General features: G+C 47.7%; 11 protein-coding genes. 5 read left to right on the top strand and 6 right to left on the bottom strand.

What is annotated here, in order from left to right:
- Nucleotides 1–52: 52 nt before the first annotated feature.
- The gene (locus LG368_RS04070; protein WP_226753451.1) at nucleotides 53–2,044 is read left to right on the top strand and encodes a methyl-accepting chemotaxis protein; all 1,992 of its coding nucleotides are present in this window, start codon (nucleotides 53–55) and stop codon (nucleotides 2,042–2,044) included.
- An 83-nt stretch (nucleotides 2,045–2,127) separates the two neighbouring features.
- Here the strand turns inward: LG368_RS04070 and LG368_RS04065 are convergent, their stop codons facing one another.
- The 6 genes from LG368_RS04065 to LG368_RS04040 all read right to left on the bottom strand — a co-directional run bounded on the left by LG368_RS04065 (nucleotide 2,128) and on the right by LG368_RS04040 (nucleotide 12,967).
- On the bottom strand, nucleotides 2,128–3,537 hold the full coding sequence (locus LG368_RS04065) for a DEAD/DEAH box helicase (protein ID WP_226753450.1): 1,410 nt from the start codon (nucleotides 3,535–3,537) through the stop codon (nucleotides 2,128–2,130).
- A gap of 183 nt (nucleotides 3,538–3,720) precedes the next feature.
- The gene (locus LG368_RS04060) at nucleotides 3,721–4,602 is read right to left on the bottom strand and encodes a transglutaminase family protein (RefSeq protein ID WP_226753449.1); all 882 of its coding nucleotides are present in this window, start codon (nucleotides 4,600–4,602) and stop codon (nucleotides 3,721–3,723) included.
- Nucleotides 4,599–7,178, bottom strand: a complete 2,580-nt coding sequence (locus LG368_RS04055; RefSeq protein ID WP_226753448.1) for a circularly permuted type 2 ATP-grasp protein — start codon at nucleotides 7,176–7,178, stop codon at nucleotides 4,599–4,601. Before LG368_RS04055 ends, LG368_RS04060 begins: the two co-directional genes overlap by 4 nt.
- Nucleotides 7,179–7,206: 28 nt before the next feature.
- Complete coding sequence (locus LG368_RS04050; RefSeq protein ID WP_226753447.1) at nucleotides 7,207–10,566, bottom strand: transglutaminase family protein; 3,360 nt, start codon at nucleotides 10,564–10,566, stop codon at nucleotides 7,207–7,209.
- Nucleotides 10,563–11,510, bottom strand: a complete 948-nt coding sequence (locus LG368_RS04045; RefSeq protein WP_226753446.1) for an alpha-E domain-containing protein — start codon at nucleotides 11,508–11,510, stop codon at nucleotides 10,563–10,565. Before LG368_RS04045 ends, LG368_RS04050 begins: the two co-directional genes overlap by 4 nt.
- Before the next feature lie 2 nt (nucleotides 11,511–11,512).
- The gene (locus LG368_RS04040) at nucleotides 11,513–12,967 is read right to left on the bottom strand and encodes a circularly permuted type 2 ATP-grasp protein (RefSeq protein WP_226753445.1); all 1,455 of its coding nucleotides are present in this window, start codon (nucleotides 12,965–12,967) and stop codon (nucleotides 11,513–11,515) included.
- A 327-nt stretch (nucleotides 12,968–13,294) separates the two neighbouring features.
- Here LG368_RS04040 and LG368_RS04035 point away from each other — a divergent pair, with 327 nt between their 5' ends.
- From LG368_RS04035 to LG368_RS04020, 4 genes are all read left to right on the top strand, one after another.
- Nucleotides 13,295–14,485: an FAD-dependent monooxygenase gene (locus tag LG368_RS04035; protein ID WP_226753444.1), complete on the top strand. Its 1,191-nt coding sequence runs from the start codon at nucleotides 13,295–13,297 to the stop codon at nucleotides 14,483–14,485.
- A gap of 29 nt (nucleotides 14,486–14,514) precedes the next feature.
- The gene (locus LG368_RS04030; RefSeq protein WP_226753443.1) at nucleotides 14,515–15,399 is read left to right on the top strand and encodes a DMT family transporter; all 885 of its coding nucleotides are present in this window, start codon (nucleotides 14,515–14,517) and stop codon (nucleotides 15,397–15,399) included.
- 190 nt (nucleotides 15,400–15,589) lie between these two features.
- On the top strand, nucleotides 15,590–16,780 hold the full coding sequence (locus LG368_RS04025; protein WP_226753442.1) for an efflux RND transporter periplasmic adaptor subunit: 1,191 nt from the start codon (nucleotides 15,590–15,592) through the stop codon (nucleotides 16,778–16,780).
- Between the two features lie 3 nt (nucleotides 16,781–16,783).
- Nucleotides 16,784–19,924 (top strand): efflux RND transporter permease subunit, encoded by a 3,141-nt coding sequence (locus tag LG368_RS04020; protein ID WP_276572991.1) that lies wholly within the window; start codon nucleotides 16,784–16,786, stop codon nucleotides 19,922–19,924.
- Nucleotides 19,925–19,931: the final 7 nt, after the last annotated feature.

Raw genomic sequence — 19,931 nt, 5'->3', positions numbered from 1 at the left:
GTTTCATGAACTAATGATATGATCACAGCACCCCTAAAAATCGGAGACCACCATGGCTATTTTTTCTAAACTTAAAGTATCTCATTCCATTGCCATAGTGGGGATTTTACCCTCTTTATTTGCGATTATTCTTGTTTTTTTATTAGTGAGCGACCTCAATAAAAAAGTGGAAGAAGGGCTTGCTGCTGCGGACATGGTAAAGCTGTCATCCATGTTTGATGACGTGGCGCACAATTTTGCTGTTGAGCGAGGACTAAGCGCCGGTTTTTTAGGCAGTAAGGGAAGCAATGGTGGCCGTGCTTTAGCGGCACAAAGGAAGGCAGCGGATCAGGCCGAAGCGGTGTTGCGTGAGGTTTCACCTTCTGAATTTGAGCAGTTAACCGCTGAACAGCTTAATGACTTGCGATCATCGGTTCTGTCTTCTTTAAAAGACAAGCAAGCGATACGACAAAAAGTGGATCGACTGGATACGAATAATGGCGCCTTTGACTATTATTCTGAGGTCAACCGCCAGTCGTTAAACGCGATAGAAAGGGTGATTTTAGACATTCGTCATCGTGATATCGCCAAGACACTTGAAACGCGCCTGAGTTTGTTATGGATGAAAGAGCGAGTGGGTCAGTACCGTGGTGCGCTAAATGGTGTGTATATGGCGCAAACGACAACGCTAAAACGTCAATCTCAAATAGCGGCATTTGTTGAAAGTGAGCGTCATCAATCTGAACATTTTAATATGATTGCTTCGGATCAACAAAAAGCCATGTTGGCGGCATTGACTCAGGATGATCAGTGGCAAGCAGTCAATCAGGCCACAGATGGCTTCTTAGCAATGACGGATGTCTCGTCAGTACAAGGTCCAAGTCGTTGGTTCGAATTAGCCACCGTTAAAATTGGTCTAATCAAAAAAGCCGCTGACGACATTAGCGGTAACATACAGACATTGAGTGCAGATTTAGTGTCTCAAAGTCAGTGGTATCGAAATGGTCTAGTGATCGGTTTTATTGTATTGATTTCACCTATTATGCTGTTGGCTTATCGCTTATCTCGCTCCTTAACTAAGCGTGTACGTGACATTAGTCAGGCATTATCGAATGTATCATCAGAGCGAAACTTGGTGGGTCGTATTGAAAATACGTCATCAGACGAACTGGGTGAAATCATTGGCTACTTAAATATTCACCTTGATCATTTGCGCCGCTCTTTTGGGTTGATGATGGACATGGCATCGGAATCTAAAAACAGCATGACGGCGTTGGGCGATTTTTCTCAAAGCGCTGTACAGGAAACGCGACAACAGTTTGATCAAACGGACTTGATGGCATCAGCAGTGGAAGAGATGTCTTTGACCAGTAATACAATCTCCCAAGATATGCAGTCCTCTGCGCAGGCGACGGAAAGTATCCGAGCAGAAAGTACACAAGGTTCAGAGCGTATGCAGACCATTCTTCACTCGATTGCACAATTATCGTCTGAAGTAGAAGGGGGTTACAAAGCGGTCCAATCGGTTACTGAGCACACTGAAGAGATCAGTACCATTTTACAAACGATCGAATCGATTGCTGAGCAAACGAACTTATTAGCACTTAATGCGGCGATCGAAGCAGCACGTGCGGGTGAACAGGGGCGAGGGTTTGCTGTTGTTGCTGATGAAGTGAGAACCTTGGCTCAACGTACCCAAAACTCAACCGATGAAATTCGCGCTATGATAGAGTCGCTGGTGGACTCTGGAAAAAGTGCTCTGACGTCTATGGGGCAATGTGCCAATATGGCAACAGATACCTCCCATGTTGTGACAGATAATGTAGCGATGATGCAGGGCTTATTCGATTCAATCGCCGAACTGGCCATGACCATTGAGCGCGTCGCGACCTCATCAGAAGAGCAATCCCAAGTATCTGAAGAAATTAATAAAAATATCCAAAACGTCAGCCAACGTTCAGAACGAATTTTGGAGATGGTCAACAAGACAGATGATGGGGCCGATCAGGCGAAACAGCGTTTTGATAATGTGCTAAAAGAAATCTCGTCTTATACATTGAAGTAGGCGTATTGTCGGAGCGTGTGCTAAAAACGAAAAATGCCATTCATTACGATAAGATGAATGGCATTTTTGTTAGAGGAGAGCGCTTAGTCTTGTTTCGCTGGACGGCGATTACGACGTGCAGGGGCCAGAGGCTTACTGCGCAATCCTTGTCCTGGGGTCATGTCTGCTTTGACAGGCGACGCTTTATCACTGCTAGGGCGACGGTTACCGGATTTTGGTGCGTTCCCTGTTCTATTACTGTTGCTGCCTTGTTTGCCCCCATTGCCACGAGGAGCGTTGTTTTGATCTCTCGGTGCTTTCGGCTTTTTCGGTTTGTTGGGCTTGATAGGACGTGTATCGAGGGTAGTATCAGGCAACATATGAGTCGGCATAAAGTCATCATCATAGCGACGCTCGATAAGCTTTTGCGTTAGACGTTCGATCGCACGAAGTTGATCTAACTCATCCGCAGCGACAAGAGATATCGCTTTACCTGTTGCGCCGGCACGTCCTGTTCGACCAATACGGTGGACATAATCTTCTGCCACATCAGGCAAATCAAAGTTAACCACATGAGGCAGTTGCTCGATGTCTAGACCACGAGCAGCAATGTCAGTGGCGACAAGAATACGAATACGACCTTCTTTAAAGTCCGACAAGGCGCGTGTTCGTGCGCCTTGGCTCTTATTGCCATGAATCGCACTGGCGCGAATGCCGGCGTCTTCTAACAATTTAGTGATCTTATTGGCACCATGCTTGGTGCGAGAAAATACCAGTGCTTGATCCCAACGACCTTCTTTAACTAACTTAATCAAAAGCTCGGTCTTACGCTTTTTATCAACTGGGTGTAACCATTGCTCAACAGACACGGCGGTAGCGTTACGTGGCGTGACGGATATTTCAATAGGGTTGTTAACCAAGCCTTTGGCAAGTTGGCGAATTTCAGGGGAAAATGTCGCTGAAAACAATAAGTTTTGGCGCTTCTTCGGCAAAATAGCCAAGATTTTTTTGATGTCATGAATAAAGCCCATGTCCAGCATGCGGTCGGCTTCATCCAGCACCAAAACTTCAAGTTTATCGAAGCGTACGGCTTTTTGGTTGTACAAATCCATCATACGACCAGGCGTTGCAATAAGAATGTCGGCACCGCGACGCAATGCCATCATTTGGGGGTTAATTTTGACACCGCCAAACACCACAGTGGATTTTAATGACAAATGTTGGCCATAGTTTTTAACGCTTTCTGCGACCTGTGCTGCGAGTTCACGGGTTGGTGTGAGAACAAGGGCACGTACTTGGTTGTTTTGTGCATGCTCGCCTTGATTTAATCTCTCCAAGAGCGGCAGGGTGAAGCCTGCTGTTTTACCTGTTCCTGTTTGCGCTGCGGCCATGACGTCTTGTCCGTCAAGAATGGCAGGAATAGCTTGCTCTTGAATGGCGGATGGCTTGGTGTAGCCTTGGTCTTCAATGGCTTTTAAAATAGGGGCAGAAAGCCCAAGATTGCTGAAACTCATAGATGTTCTCGTGTGTTATATAGGCAGGCGCAAAGCTGAAAGGTCAGGGCATGCAAGAATTTTGCGAAGCTTACCCTATATCGACCTTACATGCTACGTGCGCGGCGGGTTGTGCAATAAATGTACGAATAAAAAGACCGAGACGCAGAGCATCTCGGTCCTAGTAGCGGCATAAATGATGGTTTATAAGCGTCGAACGTCGACGGAGACCGCAAGCTGTTGGGAACCGCCACCTTCAAAAATAACACCTTGAAGCGGCGTAACGTCCGAGTAATCTCGTCCCCAAGCGGTGACAATATGTTGCTCGTTTGGCATCACATCGTTCGTTGGATCAAACTCGACCCAGCCCATTTCTGGGATAAAAATGGCAAACCAAGCATGGGACGCATCGGCACCCACGAGTTTTTCTTGCCCTGGCGGCGGCAGAGTTTCTAGGTAACCACTCATATAGCGAGCCGGGATACCGACAGAACGCAAGCAACCAATGGCCAAGTGAGCAAAATCCTGACACACGCCACTGCGTTGCTTTAATACCTGCTCTAAGGGAGTAGCAACCGTTGTGGTGGTGGGGTCAAATTTGAACTCGGTGAAAATTTTGTGAGTAAATGCCAGAGCTGCTTGCAGTAACGGCTTATCGTCCGCAAAAGTACTGTCAGCGTAGGCTTTTAAGTCAGCAGAACGACATATTTGTGGTGAGTCGAGTAAGAATTCTTTTGCCATACGCAATTCCGGTGTGTCGGGTGAGGCCAATAGGCTACGCAACTGTCCGCAAGAGGTGGTGTTCTGCTGTTGCCATTCAAGTGGGTTCAATGGTGTGATTTCAAAATCCGTTGTGACATCGATGACCAGCTTTTTATGCGCTTCTTGAATGGAAAAATAAAACGTCTGATTGCCAAAATAATCTTCCCCTTCGTTTTGATAAACAGGAGGCGGATTAATTTGAATTTTATGATGAATACAACGCTGGTTTTGAGTGTCTCTGGCCAATAAATGCGCCATGTTATAGCACAAGCTGACAGGGGCACCGTAAGTGTATTCGGTGATATGGCGTACACGATACCTCATAAACGAGACTCTCCAATAGACTTCATCAAAGGCTGTGGGCCTGCTGTGTGGTCAAAATATTTGTCGCTAATCAATACGGTAAACTGTTCTAACCTCTCCAGTAATTCAGTCATCAGCCATTCAAGCTGGTAGCGCGTTTGTGTGTCGTCGTCGACTTTGGCCAATGTCTCTAAATCGGCCAGTTGAATGGCGTAAAGTGACTGTAGAATGACTTTGTTCTCAGGGCTCAGTCCTGCGGTTGTGGTTTCATTACGTGGTAACGCTTGAGTGTACTTACGCAATTGATCAATTTGATACAGCAGGGAGCGTGGGTTCGTGCCGTCAATCATTAATAAATCCAAACCGTAAGCGATACGCGCACGATTTCGGTAGCGTCGGCGGAAAGAAATAAGTGCTTCTACGCTTAATAGTACCGACTCAAGAATCTGCTGTTGTGAGGCAGACGGTAAGGGCGTGGTAAGTGCAGAACGCAACAGTGTCGCAGTCTGTAAAGCGCGCTCGGTACGACGGCCAATCTCTTGGAATGTCCAGTCCAGGCCTCGTAACATGCTCTCATGATTTAACCCCGATAAGGCCAGTAAGGAGGTCACTAGGTTGTCTAATGATTCTTCGGGCGCTGACGGCAAACCATTGGTGTAAGCTCTATCCAGCTCATGAATATGATCACGTAATTCATTAATAATGATGCGAGTATCCGCAGAAAGCATTTCTTTGACTTGCTCGCTGCAACTGAGCATGGCTTGTAAGTTCGATTTAATGGAGCCAGCGCGATTGCCATCGGTAATAATAGACACCAATTCTTCTTCTGGATGGGCAAACATCTCATCGTCGGCTTCCATGAAGCCGGGCAAACAGCCTGTTTGTGTGGAGGCCATTTCCAGCAATAAGCGATGACAGTCTTCCGGTAGAGGATCAACACCATTCATTTGTTTAAACAGGGTGCGCAACAAACGCATGCTGATTTCAGCGCGTTCAGCGTATCGCCCCATCCAAAATAAGTTTTCGACAACACGGCTTGGCAAGTTATGCTGCAAGGCCTCGTCTTGTAACATAATGTGTTCGTTTTCGAGGCTTTCTTGTTTTTCTGGCTCTGCGGCCAATACCCAAGTGTCTTTACTTTTTGAGTCGGAAATATTGGATACGATGGCTTCTGTTTTTGATTCACCCGCTCGCGATAAGCCGCCAGGCATAACGCAATAACCTTCTTTTCCCGCGATGGTAAAAGCACGCAGTAAGCTCGGTCTAGCCTGTACTTTACCGTCTAACCAAACCGGTGAAATAGAGCCAGGTACGTAGCTTTGTGCCACGAACAGATGAGGGTTCTGTTGAATTTTTTCGATGGTGTCGAGTTTGTCTTTTTCACTTAATGTATGGCCATATACACTGCTGTTATTTGCGTTGCGAATGGCGGGTTTGATAATCAGTTGGGCTATGTTGTTGATCACATAGTCAAGGTCTGCCTTATCGCCGCACCACCAGGTAGCGACCGAGGGTAAGGTGAGTGTTTCTCCCGTCAGAAATTCACTGATGGCAGGGAGAAACTTTATCAGAGCAGGCGCTTCCAAGATGCCACTGCCAAGAGGGTTGGCTAACACCACATTGCCAGAGCGAACCACTTCTAATAACCCCGGCACACCCAAAAAGGAATCGGCTCTGAGCTCGGCTTGATCGCAATAGGCGTCTTCAACACGACGCAAGATAACGTCGACACGGGCCAAACCATTCAATGATTTCATCCATACAGCGCCATTACGCACGGTTAAGTCGCTGCCTTGAACAAGGGGGAAGCCAAGGTAGTTGGCTAGGTACGCTTGTTCGAAGTAGGTGCTGCTAAAGGCCCCAGGAGACAACATGACAATACGTGGCGTGTCTGTCCATTCGCTGGCTAAGGATGTCAGCATGTCTTTGAAAGCTTGGAAAAAACCGGCCAGACGCCGCACTTGGCTATCGCGAAAGCTGTTTGGAATGACTCGAGATACGACCGTGCGATTTTCTAATGCGTAGCCCGCGCCGTTTGGCACCTGAGTACGGTCGCCTATGACTTGAAATTGACCGGTATGGTCACGCACCAAATCCACAGCATGTTGTAATAAATGATGAATCCCTGGCACATTGACACCGTGACATTGGCGTAAAAAGCCTGGATGACTAAAAATAATTTCTGATGGAATAATGCCGTTTTTTAGAAGCTCTTGCGGGCCATAGAGGTCTTTTAAAATCAAGTCAAACAGATGAGAGCGCTGTGTTAAGCCTTGCTCAATAAGGCGCCATTCATGGGTTGGAATAATATTAGGGATAAGGTCCAGCGACCAAACACTGGGTGTCAGCGGGTCGCTGGTTAAGTTATAGGTGGCGCCGTCTTCGCGTAAAATACGCTGAGCACGGCGCTGTTTATCAAGCACTTCTTCTTCCGTGTAGCCTGCCATATTGCGCAATAAAATTTCCCAATGGGGACGCGGTTGGCGATCTTCCATAAAGGCTTCATCGTAAGCATTTCTAGGTTGTTCGTAGGTAGAAGAGAGCGTCGGTTGTGAATCCTCAACCGACGCTACAAAAGTCCCTGTTTGAAGTTGCATAAGGTTACTGAGCCTAAAAAATGAATTATTAGAGCACAGTATACTGCTTCCTTAGGTCTAATGTATGAGGATATTCATTCATTGGCTCTTCTGCCGGTGGTGACATGGCTTTTGGGCCTTCATTATTCGGATAAAAAGCGCGCAATGCACTGAATTCCGGTGGTGGAGACAAAGGCCCTTGGGTAAAGCCATGATCCCAGAAACGATTCACCCGACGTGCTTCGGCTTCGTTACTGTTCACCGGTACATTGTCATAAGTACGGCCACCAGGGTGGGACACATGATAAGTACAACCGCCAACCGACATGCCGTTCCAAGTATCGATCAGATCAAAAATCAATGGCGTGTCTGTGCCCAAAGTAGGGTGCAAGGCCGACGGTGGCGCCCAGGCTTTATAGCGCACGGCACCCACGTATTCGCCTTTGCGTCCAGTTGAACGAATCGGCACACGACGACCATTACAGCTCAATACATAGCGATTATCGGTTAAGCCGGACAATTTAACTTGCAGACGTTCCACCGAAGAATCCACATAGCGCGCTGTGCCTGAGCCGGTGATTTCTTCACCCAATACGTGCCAAGGTTCAATCGCCCAACGCAGTTCGATCTCCATGTCGTCGATTTGCTGACGACCATAATGAGGAAAACGGAACTCTTCAAACGGCGCGAGCCATTCCAGCTTGAACGGGAAGCCATGACGCTGAAGGTCCGCCACGACTTCTTTCACATCTTGCCAAACAAAATGCGGCAACATGAATTTGTCGTGCAAACTGGTGCCCCAACGAACCAAAGGTTTCTTATAGGGTTCTTTCCAGAAACGAGCGACCAAACAACGCAACAACAGCATTTGTACTAAAGACATATGCGGATGCGGTGGCATTTCAAAACCACGGAATTCCAATAAGCCTTGACGACCACTGGCGCTGCCGGCGGCGTATAGCTTATCAATACAGAATTCTGAACGGTGCGTGTTACCCGTAATATCCACCAGTAAGTTGCGCATCAAACGATCGGCTAGCCAAGGCTCGTCAACTAGGCCTTCAGGCATGTTTTGGAAAGCAATTTCCATTTCATACAGCGCTTCGTCGCGACCTTCATCTGGGCGTGGCGCTTGGCTGGTTGGACCAATGAACATGCCAGAGAAAAGGTAAGACAAGCCAGGGTGATGTTGCCAGAAAGTCACCAAGCTTTGCAGTAATTCTGGGCGACGTAACAAGGGGCTGTCCGCTGGCGTGCGACCCCCTAGGGTAACGTGGTTACCACCACCGGTTCCCGTGTGGCGGCCGTCTAGCATAAATTTCTCCGCACCTAGGCGAGATAGATAGGCTTGGTGATACAGGGTTTCCGTGTTGTGAACCAACTCTTTCCAGCTGGCGGCTGGGTGAATGTTCACCTCAATGACACCTGGATCTGGCGTGATTAAGAACTTCTGTAATCGTGGGTCCTTGGGTGGCTCATAACCTTCGATGACGATCGGTAAGTCTAAGGTTTTTGCCACACTTTCTAATTGTGCGAGCACGTCAACAAAATGCTCTAAATGCGTCATCGGCGGCATAAAGACATGCAAACGACCGTCCCGTGGCTCGATACACAAGGTAGTGCGGATGACATTTTTAAGCGTTTTTTCAGGAGCCGGTTTGGGGTGCGTCGGCTTTTTGGCAAAGTGCTGTTTGGCCACACTGTCAAGAACAGGGTTGTCTTTTTTGCTGGCCAGCGGCTGGCGCGGATCGAAGGGATCACGCTCAGGAATGCGGTCTTCTTCGGCCTGTGCAGGTAACGCATTTAACGGCAAGCGGTAACCCATTGGGCTGTCACCTGGAATCAAGGTAATGACATCACTGCGCATCGGCCACAGGGAACTGTCCCAACGCTCGTTGACGGTGTCAAATTCTAACGGTAAGACAAAACCGGTGGTTGTGCTTAAGCCACGATTGAGCAACTTCGCCAAACGACGACGTTCTAGATCATCTTTTAGGTCGGCTTTTCTAGGGTCTGCGTCAACAGGAAGAGACTGCTCCATCCAAAGATAATACAGAGTATCTTCATAGGTGCTCTGCAAATACTGCTTATCCAATGCCAACTTGTCACACAGTAACTCACCAAACGCTTGTGCGTCTTTGATCGTGTGTTGGTAATTTTTGTCAACGCGAGCAAGGTATTTTGGGTCATCCCATAGGGCTTCGCCGTCGGTGCGCCAGAAACAACCGAGCGCCCAACGCGGTACTTCTTCCCCTGGATACCATTTGCCTTGACCATAATGGAGTAGGCCATTAGCACCAAATTCTTGCTTCATCTTAAGCAATAAGTCTTTGGCCAGTTTGAGTTTTTCAGCGCCCAGCGCGCCTGTGTTCCATTGCTCAGAATCCATATCATCAATGGACACAAAGGTTGGCTCACCACCCATGGTAAGACGAACATCGTCCTCTTCAAGCTGTTCATCAACAGCATAGCCTAGCGCTTTAATGGTATCCCACTCGCCATCCGCATAGGGTTTGGTAACCCGCGGGTCTTCGTGGATACGCGTGACGATATTGGTGTAGCTAAATTCGCATTCACATTCGTCGATAAAACCCGTAATCGGTGCGGCTGAGGCAGGCTCTGGTGTACAAGCCAAAGGAATATGGCCTTCACCGGCAAATAAGCCAGAAGTCGGGTCTAAGCCAACCCAGCCAGCGCCGGGCAAGTAGACTTCACACCAAGCGTGTAGGTCGGTGAAATCTTCTTCAGGACCCGATGGGCCATCAAGGGCTTTCACGTCCGAGGTAAGTTGAACAAGGTATCCCGATGCGAAACGCGCCGCCAAGCCCAGGCTGCGAAGAATCTGCACTAATAACCAAGAGGTGTCGCGGCAGGAGCCTTTTTTCAGTGTCAGAGTTTCTTCACAGGTTTGCACACCCGGTTCAAGACGAATGCCGTAACCAATGTCCGCCGCAAGGCGACTATTGATTGCCACTAAGAAGTCGTTGATCGGAGTGTTCTTACGGTCTACTGTCGACAGCCATTTGTCTAATAGCGGGCAAGACTCAGTGACCTGCAAATAAGGGTCGAGTTCTTTCTTAAGCTCTTTTTTGTAAGCAAATGGAAACTCTTCCGCGTAACTTTCTACGAAGAAGTCGAACGGGTTAATCACCGTCATGTCGGCAATGACTTCCACGTAAAACTCAAGTTTGTTGGTTTTTTCTGGAAAGACGAGGCGCGTTTGAAAGTTACCAAACGGGTCTTGCTGCACGTTGATAAAGTGCGTTTCCGGTAAGACCTGCAATGAATAAGCATGAATTTTTGTGCGTGAATGAGCGGCTGGCTGAAGCCTAAGGACATGAGGAGCGACGTTGATAAAACGGTCGAACTCATAGGTAGTTTTGTGCTGTATCGCGACTCTAATGGTCATGCAGCGTCTCCTTGCCGAAAATGAAACCAGTTTTCGGTGATCTGGTGATTTATTTCAATAATGGCGATTTGGATATCGTTTAAGTGATCGTGGAAGGCTTCGTCTAAATCTTCAGAGCTGTCCAGCGGGTAATTAAATTCGAGTACCTTATCGATCTGCGCTGTGATGAGTCCTGCTCTTGGTAATTTGGTCGCCGACTCGCCAATTTGCCCAAAGCAATAAGCGAGGCTTCTTGGGAAACAGGTGTCGTTCATCAAAAACTGCACCGCTTTGGCCCCCTTAATTGAGGTTCTGACCGTGCGACGATAGTCAAAATAGGCGCTTTGTGACTTGAGTACCTTCGCCCAAGTGACGCGACCAAGTTGTAAACGTGTATCAGGATCAGATTTCAACATCAAAGAAACCGCCGCATCGAGTATACGAGTTCCCATGTCGGCGCGCTCTAAATAACGTCCCATGATGAGAAAATGCCAGCCAGAATTTCGGCTCATGGCACCGGCTAGCAAGCCGATAATCTTCTGACAGCCTTCAATAATGGTGTTCAAGAACAAATGACGTTCGGAACGGTTGATGCCTTGTTTGATGTTTTGCTGAGCATATAAGCCAAGTTCGTTGACTAATTCCCAGGTTTCTTTTGGCACCACGTCGCGGGTGGTACGAATGTTTTCGCGCACCATTTTTAACGACGACAACATGGAGTTGGCGTTGGTGTCGTCGGCCAATAGAAACTTCACTACGTTGCGTTCGTCTTTGACCTTGTAGCGTTGTTCAAAGGTCTCTTCGCCACGAATGGTCTCAATAAGATTGAACCAAGACATCTCAATGTCTTTTGGTAGGTCAAATAATAAATCATCGTACACACTGACCAAACGCGCGGTATTTTCTACTCGTTCTAAATAGCGCGCGCTCCAATATAAGCGTTCTGCGACTCTTGATAGCATCATTGTTATTCTCCCTTCGTGTCTACGATCCAGGTATCTTTACTACCACCACCTTGTGACGAATTAACGACTAAGGAGCCTTTTTTCATTGCGACACGGGTTAAGCCTCCCGTGGTCACGTAGGTGTCTTTGGCTTGCAGAATAAAAGGACGCAAATCCAAGTGACGTGGTTCCAGTAGACCTTTTGAAATCAGGGTGGGGGCTGTCGACAACTTTAAGGTGGGTTGGGCAATATAGTTTCTAGGGTGTTTGGTGATCAGCTCAGCAAACAACGCCTGTTCTTTTTTGGTGGAATGAGGGCCCACTAGCATACCGTAGCCACCCGATTCGTTGGCCGGTTTTACTACCAACTTGTCTAGGTTTTCCAGTACATAAGCTCGCTGTTCTGGGTCATCACACAAAAAGGTTTCAACGTTATTGAGAATGGGTTCTTCGTCAAGGTAATAACGAATGATATCAGGCACGTAAGCGTACACGACTTTATCATCAGCAACACCAGCACCCGGTGCATTAGCCAGTGACACATTACCGTTACGCCAAGCGCGCATTAAGCCAGCCACGCCTAATACAGATTCCGGATCAAACGCTTCAGGGTCGATAAAGAGATCATCAATACGTCGATAAATCACATCGACACGCTCTGGACCGTCGATGGTTTTCATGTACACACAGTCATCTTTGTCGACAAAAAGATCGCTGCCTTCTACCAGCTCAACGCCCATTTGTTGTGCGAGGAAAGCGTGTTCAAAATACGCTGAGTTATAAATACCGGGCGTTAATACCACGATCTCTGGCTTTTCGATATCACGAGGTGACAAAGAAGCTAGAGTATCAAACAGCTGAGCAGTGTAAGAGCTCACTGGTAAAATCGCATCGTTTTCAAACAGTTCAGGTAAAACACGTTTGGTAATAGCGCGGTTTTCCAGCATATAAGACACCCCGGAAGGGACACGCAAGTTGTCTTCCAGTACAAAAAAGTCACCGTTTTCGTCCCGTACTAAATCGGTGCCACAAATATGTGCCCAAACGCCGTACGCTGGTGTAATCCCCACGCATTCTGGTCGAAAGTTTTTAGAGTCTTTAATAATGTGTTCTGGGATGATGCCGTCTTTGATGACGTTTTGATCGTGGTAGAGGTCATTAATAAAAAGGTTAAGAGCAGTAAGGCGCTGCTTCAGGCCGGCTTCGGCAATTTTCCAATCGGAGGCTTCTATGGTTCGTGGCACAATATCAAAGGGCCAAGCCCTATCTATATTGCCTTCTTCCGTATAAACGGTAAAGCTGATGCCCATTTCTTGAATCGTTGCTTCTGCTGTGATGCGCCTTTTTTCGAGCTCTTCTTCTGAAAGGCTGTCTAGATACCCTAAAAGTTGCTTAGCGGGTGGCCTAGGTGTGCCTTTTTCATCGATCAGTTCGTCAAAAAATGCCGATGATGGGTATTGGCTCGTTAGTTTATCCATGTATACCTCGTTTTCTTTATCAAGCCGGAGGTGGGTGCTTTAAATTTGCACATGGTGATGCGCCCTTTTTGTGCATCCGCCCCACATTGGGGAGATTGTTTCGCTTTTAAGGTCAGACCTAGCGGTGAAACAGTGTGATCCTCTAGGTCGTCTTAGTGTTGTCGCACTACTAGACGGATAAAGCAAGGATCGAGCCACACTATCTGCACAATCCATGACATGGGTTTTCGATGTGCCCTGATCTGTATCGGTTTAATTTTGAGGGGAATTGGTTACTATGTGGAATCAGAAAATGCCAACAGAGTAGAGCCACAAAAGGGGATGATAGTGAGTCATATAAACCGCGTTGTAATTGCGGGCGCTGGTATAGGGGGGTTATGTTCCGCCTTAGCGTTTGCTCAGCAAGGCAAGCAAGTTGTGGTGTGCGAACAAGCATGGCAACTTGGGGAAGTGGGTGCTGGCTTACAGATCAGTCCAAATGCCTTTAAAGTACTGCGTGAATTAGGCCTTGAGTCGGCTTTGCAGCCCTTTGCTTTTGTTCCTCAGAATGCTGCAATTCGTGACTACAAGACCGGTGAATACTATCTAAAATCCCCCTTAGCGGCACAAGCGGAAGCGCGCTATAAAGCGCCATATTGGCATTTACATCGTGCCGATTTGCATCAGGTTTTAGCGCAGGCCTGCTCCAAAGCGGGGGTTGATATTTGGTTAGGCGCTGTGGTGTCGGGTTACCGTGAAGAGGCATCATCAGAAAGCATTCGTGTTTTTCTGGAAGACGGTCGAACGTATCTGGCTGATTTGTTAGTGGGGGCCGATGGCATCCGCTCTCATGTTCGTGAGCAAATGCTGGGTGCCGAGCAACCGACGTTTATGGGGCAAGTGGCGTGGCGTGGGGTGATTCCTGTGGCGGATTTGCCTATTACGATCCAGCCTGATGCTTGTGTTTGGGCGGGGCCAGATCGTCATCTGGTCAGTTATTATTTGCGCGGCGGGGAGTATGTGAATTTTGTGGCCGTAGAAGAGCGTCAAGATTGGCGCTCTGAATCCTGGCGAGAAGAAGGGGATGTGACGGAATTGCAGGCGGCATTTTCCGGTTGGCACCCTGAAGTCACCGAATTGTTAGGGGCGGCGAAGCAAACCTTTTTGTGGGCTTTAAATGGTCGTGATGCATTACCAACCTGGCACCAAGGACGAGTCGTATTGCTGGGAGACGCTTGCCATCCGATGTTACCTTTTATGGCGCAAGGAGCCGCGATGGCGATTGAGGATGCTCAAGTGTTAGCGCGTTGTGTTGCAACATACGATTTGCAAACGGCCTTGGTAAAGTATGAGCAAGTGCGTAAGCCACGCACAACACAAATACAAAACTTATCAAAAGCCAACGCGGGCCTTTATCATATGCATGGCGGTGTGTTCGGCAAAGCAAAATTACAAGCACTCAAAGCGGCCTCGCGTTTTGCTCCTAAAGTGATACAGTCGAAGCTGGATTCTGTGTACGGTTATGAGTCCCCTGTGTAACTCTCCATTACTGACCCTAAGGAAACGTCGTGAAACAAGGAATGTCCTTTAAAGCAGAACTCATTCTGGTTCTGGTGACGGTGTTGGCCGCATTAGGCTGGATTTTTTCAAAAGAAGCGCTTGCTGGCTTGCCACCCTTGTTTTTCATGGGAGTGCGATTTCTTCTAGCGGGTTTTGTGTTGTTCTTAGCCGGTCAAAAATACTTCAAAGGTCTACATTGGCAAGGTTTGAAGCGGGCCGGTTTTGTTGGCGTGGTAATGGGCGTTGCCATGATGTTTTGGATTACCGGGTTGGATAAAGGGTCCAACTTAGGCGTGGGGGCTTTTATTACCAGCCTAGGGGTTATCCTGGTGCCCTTGGTAGCGCGCTTTATGTTTGGACAGCGACCACCGTTGAGTGTCTGGACGGCATTGCCTTTTGCGGTCATGGGGCTGGCCTTGTTGGCTTTGAACAATAGCTTAGGGTTTGAGGCTGCGCATCTTTTCTTCTTGGCCGCGGCGCTAAGTTTAGCGTTGCAGTTTAATTTGTTGTCACGCTTTTCAATGAGCCTACATCCTCTGGTGCTAACAGCCATTCAGCTCAGTATAGCGGGGATTGTAATGCTTATTGTGTCGGCATTTACAGAGCATATCCCCGATACGATTAGTTTAGACGTGGGAGGGTGGTTATTGGCCAGTTCACTTATTGCGACCAGTTTGCGTTTTTTATTGCAAACCTATGCCATGAGTCTAACGCCCGTAAGTCATGCGGCGGTTATTATGAATTTAGAGCCGGTGTGGGCGGCGATTTTTGCTGTAATTTGGTTTGGTGAAGTTATGGGGATCAGTCAAGTTCTGGGTTGTGGGTTGATCTTTTTTGCCATGTTAGTGAGTCGATGGCCACAAATTAAAGCCACTCTGAAAGGTCGCCATTAAGTGACGGATTGCGGATCGGTCTCTTAAACAAAGCGGAGAGGCTGTTAAAACAGATGGCATCGATCCTGCATTGTGATAAACATGACTGCTTCTCATTTCTTTGCACGTTTAAACGTGTATTAGGGCACTTTATTCGATTAGAGTGTTCAATCGCTGATTATTATCAAAATTTCGAAAGGACGTCTCCTCAATGTTGTCAAAATTCAAATATGCTTCAAGTACGCTACTGCTTCTTTTGCTAGTAGGTTGTCAAGAGGAGGAGGCTAAACCAGCTACTGCGACGCCTGCTCCCAAGGTCCAAGTCGGTGTTGTGGTTATTGAGCCCCAAAAAACAGAGCTGATGACGGAATTACCTGGTCGAACAACGTCAAGTTTGGTGGCGGAAATTCGTCCACAAGTGGGCGGCATTGTGAAAAAACGCTTTTTTGAAGAAGGTCAAAATGTTGCCACAGGCGATGTCTTGTATGAATTAGATGACTCAACGTATGTCTCTTCTTACAAACAAGCGCAAGCAGACCTTGAATCGGTCAAGGCGGGTTTAAAAGCCGCACAGCTAAAAAATGAACGTTACACGGCATTGCGTAAACAAAACAATGTGTCTCAACAGGATTTAGACGATGCTCGTGTCGCTTATTTAGAAGCCATCGCTAAGCAAAAAGGCTCAGAAGCGGCCCTTGAAAGCGCGAAAATTAACCTGGGTTACACAAAGATTACCTCACCCATTGACGGTCGTATTGGTATCTCGCAGGTGACGGTAGGGGCCTTGGTGACAGGCAGTCAAGCGACGGTGATGACAACAGTGCGTTCTTTGGATCCTATTTATGTCGATCTGTCTCAAACCAGTTTAGATCAACTTAAGCAACGCAGTTTCTTATCGCAAGAGGGCGTTGAAAAAGGCTCAAACACCGTTTCTCTAGTGCTAGAAGATGGTTCTGAATACCAATACAAAGGCACATTAAAAGCACGTGAAATCAGCGTTAATGAATCGACAGGCAGTGTGACCTTACGGGCTGAGTTTCCTAATCCAGATAACCTTCTTTTGCCTGGCATGTTTGTGCGCGGCATGATCCATGAATTGACACATAACAGTGCATTATTGGTGCCTCAGCAAGGGGTATCGCGCGATGTAAAAGGCAACCCTATTGCCTTGGTGGTGAACGACAATAATGTGATTGAAACGCATCAGTTAACGGTAGAGCGTGCGATTGGCAATCAATGGTTAGTGCTTGCTGGTATCGAACCGGGCGATAAGGTGGTTGTCGAAGGGTCGTTAAAAGTACGTACCGGCAGTGAGGTGACAACGGTCACCATGCAACGTGACAGCAAGACGGGCGCCATTGTTATGGCCAACGCAAATGACGCTTCGACACAAGGGAATTAACCTATGCTGGCTAAGTTTTTTATCAATCGACCGGTCTTTGCCTGGGTTATTTCCATCGCCATCATGTTGGCGGGCTTAGGTTCTATTTTAAATTTGCCTGTGGCGCAATACCCCAATGTTGCCCCGCCTACGATCAGTATATCCACGACGTATTCTGGTGCGTCTGCGGAGACAGTAGAAAACAGTGTGACGCAGATATTAGAGCAGCAACTGACGGGGCTGGACGGTCTACTGTACTTTTCTTCTTCTAGCACCTCGACGGGTCAAGCCTCGATTAATGTCACGTTTGAGCAGGGTACGGACGCTGATATTGCCCAAGTTCAAGTACAGAATAAGATCCAGCAAGTCACGTCTAATTTACCGACTTCCGTACAGCAAAATGGCGTAACCGTAAAAAAGTCTAACTCGGATTTCTTAATGGTTGCTGCGCTCTATGATGAAACAGACACGGACGCCGCGAACGACATTTCAGATTACCTGGTTTCCAGTGTGCAAGATGCGGTATCCCGTGTGGATGGTGTCGGTAGTGTGCAAGTTTTTGGTGCGGAATACGCGATGCGTATCTGGTTAGACCCACTGAAATTAGCGTCCTATAAACTGATGGCATCCGATGTGTCTGCGGCGGTGTCGGCTCAGAATACTCAAGTGGCTGCAGGCAGTTTGGGGGCGTACCCTATTGAACCGGGTCAAGAGCTTAACGTTACCGTGACGGCTCAGTCTAAATTGCAAACGGCCGAGCAATTTCGTGACATTATCTTGGCCTATGACGACAGTGGCGCAACCGTACGACTGAGTGATGTGGCCAAGGTGGAGTTAGGCAGCGAGTCTTACTCTTATATTGCCCGTTTAAATGGGCATCCTGCTTCTGGTATGGCGGTATTGTTGGCACCAGGAGCCAATGCTCTGTCTACATCAGAAGGGGTAAAAGCAGTACTGGATGGATTGGTGCCGAGCCTTCCAGATGGGTACAAGTTGGCCTACCCTGTTGATAACACGAGTTTTATTCGAATCTCCATCGAAGAAGTGGTGAAAACACTGTTTGAGGCCATTGCTCTTGTTATTATCGTAATGTTTGTTTTCTTGCAAAATTGGCGTGCGACCCTGATTCCAGCCATTGCAGTGCCAGTTGTTTTGTTGGGTACATTTGGTGTTTTGGAAGTGTTTGGTTTTTCCATTAATACCTTGACGATGTTCGGTATTGTTTTGTCCATCGGCTTGCTGGTGGACGATGCCATTGTTGTGGTCGAAAACGTTGAGCGGGTGATGGCGGAAGAAAAACTCTCGCCAAAAGAGGCCACCATTAAATCCATGAAAGAAATCACCAGTGCCTTGATCGGTATTGCTGTGGTGCTGTCTGCGGTCTTCTTACCAATGGCGTTCTTCAGTGGCTCTACTGGGGTTATTTACCGCCAGTTTTCTATTACGATCGTGGCCGCAATGACCCTGTCGGTGATCGTGGCGTTAACGCTCACGCCCGCTTTATGTGCAACCTTCTTGAAACCGAATCATCACGGTGGACAAAAGGGCTTGGGTGGTTGGTTTAACCGTAATTTTGACCGTGCGACCAATAAATATTTTGGTGGTGTTGGGCGAATGATTAAAAAGCCTGTGCGCTGGATGCTTGGCTACGGATTAATTGTCGGTGGGTTAAGCTATTTGATGATGTCCTTGCCATCGGGCTTTTTGCCAACGGAAGACCAAGGCCGTGTCATGGTTATGGTGTCTTTACCAGAAGGGGCAGGTATGTCCCGTACCGATAAAGTCATGCGTGAAATAGAAAAACACTTTATGAACGCCGAAAAAGACAACGTGAAAGCGGTCTTTACCATTTCTGGCTTTAGCTTTATGGGCAGTGGTCAAAATGCAGGTATGGCGTTTGTTGCATTAAAAGATTGGAGCGAGCGTATTGGGCCGCAAAACAGTGCGGGTGCGATTGTAGGTCGTTCTTATGGGGCATTTGCAGGCATTCGTGATGCGAGAATATTCTCTTTGATTCCGCCCTCGATTCGTGGTTTGGGGCAGAGCAGTGGTTTTACTTTTCAATTACAAGCTTCAGGAAATACCGATCGTGCAACCTTGTTGGAAATGCGTGACGCCTTGTTGCAAAGCGCCAATGTCAGCCCTTTGTTAACAGGGGTGCGTTTAGGTTCCAATTCAGAAGCCCCTCAGTTGCATATCGATATCGACCAAGAAAAAGCCTCGGCGTTGGGTTTGTCTATGTCAGATATTAGCTCAACACTCAGCAGTGCTTGGGCAGGCAGTTATGTGAACGATTTTATCGATCGTGGTCGAGTAAAAACGGTGTATATGCAGGGTGAAGCCAAATACCGTTCTTCTCCTGAAGATCTGCAGCATTGGTATGTTCGTGGTAGCGATAACACAATGACACCTTTTTCTGCTTTTGCGCAAAGTGAATGGGGCTATGGGCCCAAAAGTCTAACGCGTTTTAATGGTCTGGCTTCTTATGAGATTCAAGGTGCGGGCAGTGAAGGTGTGAGTTCTGGTGCGGCAATGGATGAGCTACAACGAGTCGCAGACAGTATGCCAACGGGTGTGACAGGGGCTTGGAGTGGATTATCCTATCAAGAGCGTTTATCAAGTGGGCAGACGCAGATGTTGTATGCTATCTCGATTCTCGTTGTCTTCTTGTGTCTGGCAGCCTTATACGAAAGTTGGACAGTGCCTTTCTCTGTAATCCTAGTGATTCCGTTAGGTGTCATTGGTGCAGCAGCAGCGGCCCATCTTCGTGGTTTGGAAAATGACGTTTACTTCCAGGTGGCGTTATTAACCACCATAGGCTTGTCGTCAAAAAATGCCATTTTGATTGTGGAGTTTGCCGAGGCGGCTTATCGTCGAGGGTTGAATGTTTGGGATGCTGCTGCACAAGCCGCGCGGCTACGTCTACGTCCCATTATTATGACGTCAATGGCCTTTATGGTAGGAACCTTGCCGCTGGCGTTGTCATCAGGTGCCGGTGCAAACAGCCGTATTTCAATTGGTTCTGGTATTGTTGGGGGGACACTAACCGCAACGGTATTGGCGATTTTCTTTGTGCCACTGTTCTTCGTTGTTGTACGCCGTATATTTCCGAAACGCCCAGATGGTTTATCGGATCAGGAGCGATCAGAGCAGACGGGTGAGTAAAATGCTT

The sequence above is a fragment of the Marinomonas algarum genome, from assembly GCF_020532605.1.
Classification (GTDB): domain Bacteria; phylum Pseudomonadota; class Gammaproteobacteria; order Pseudomonadales; family Marinomonadaceae; genus Marinomonas; species Marinomonas algarum.
The sequence above is the reverse complement of the archived record's forward strand: the minus strand, read 5'-3'. Positions and strand labels throughout refer to the sequence as shown.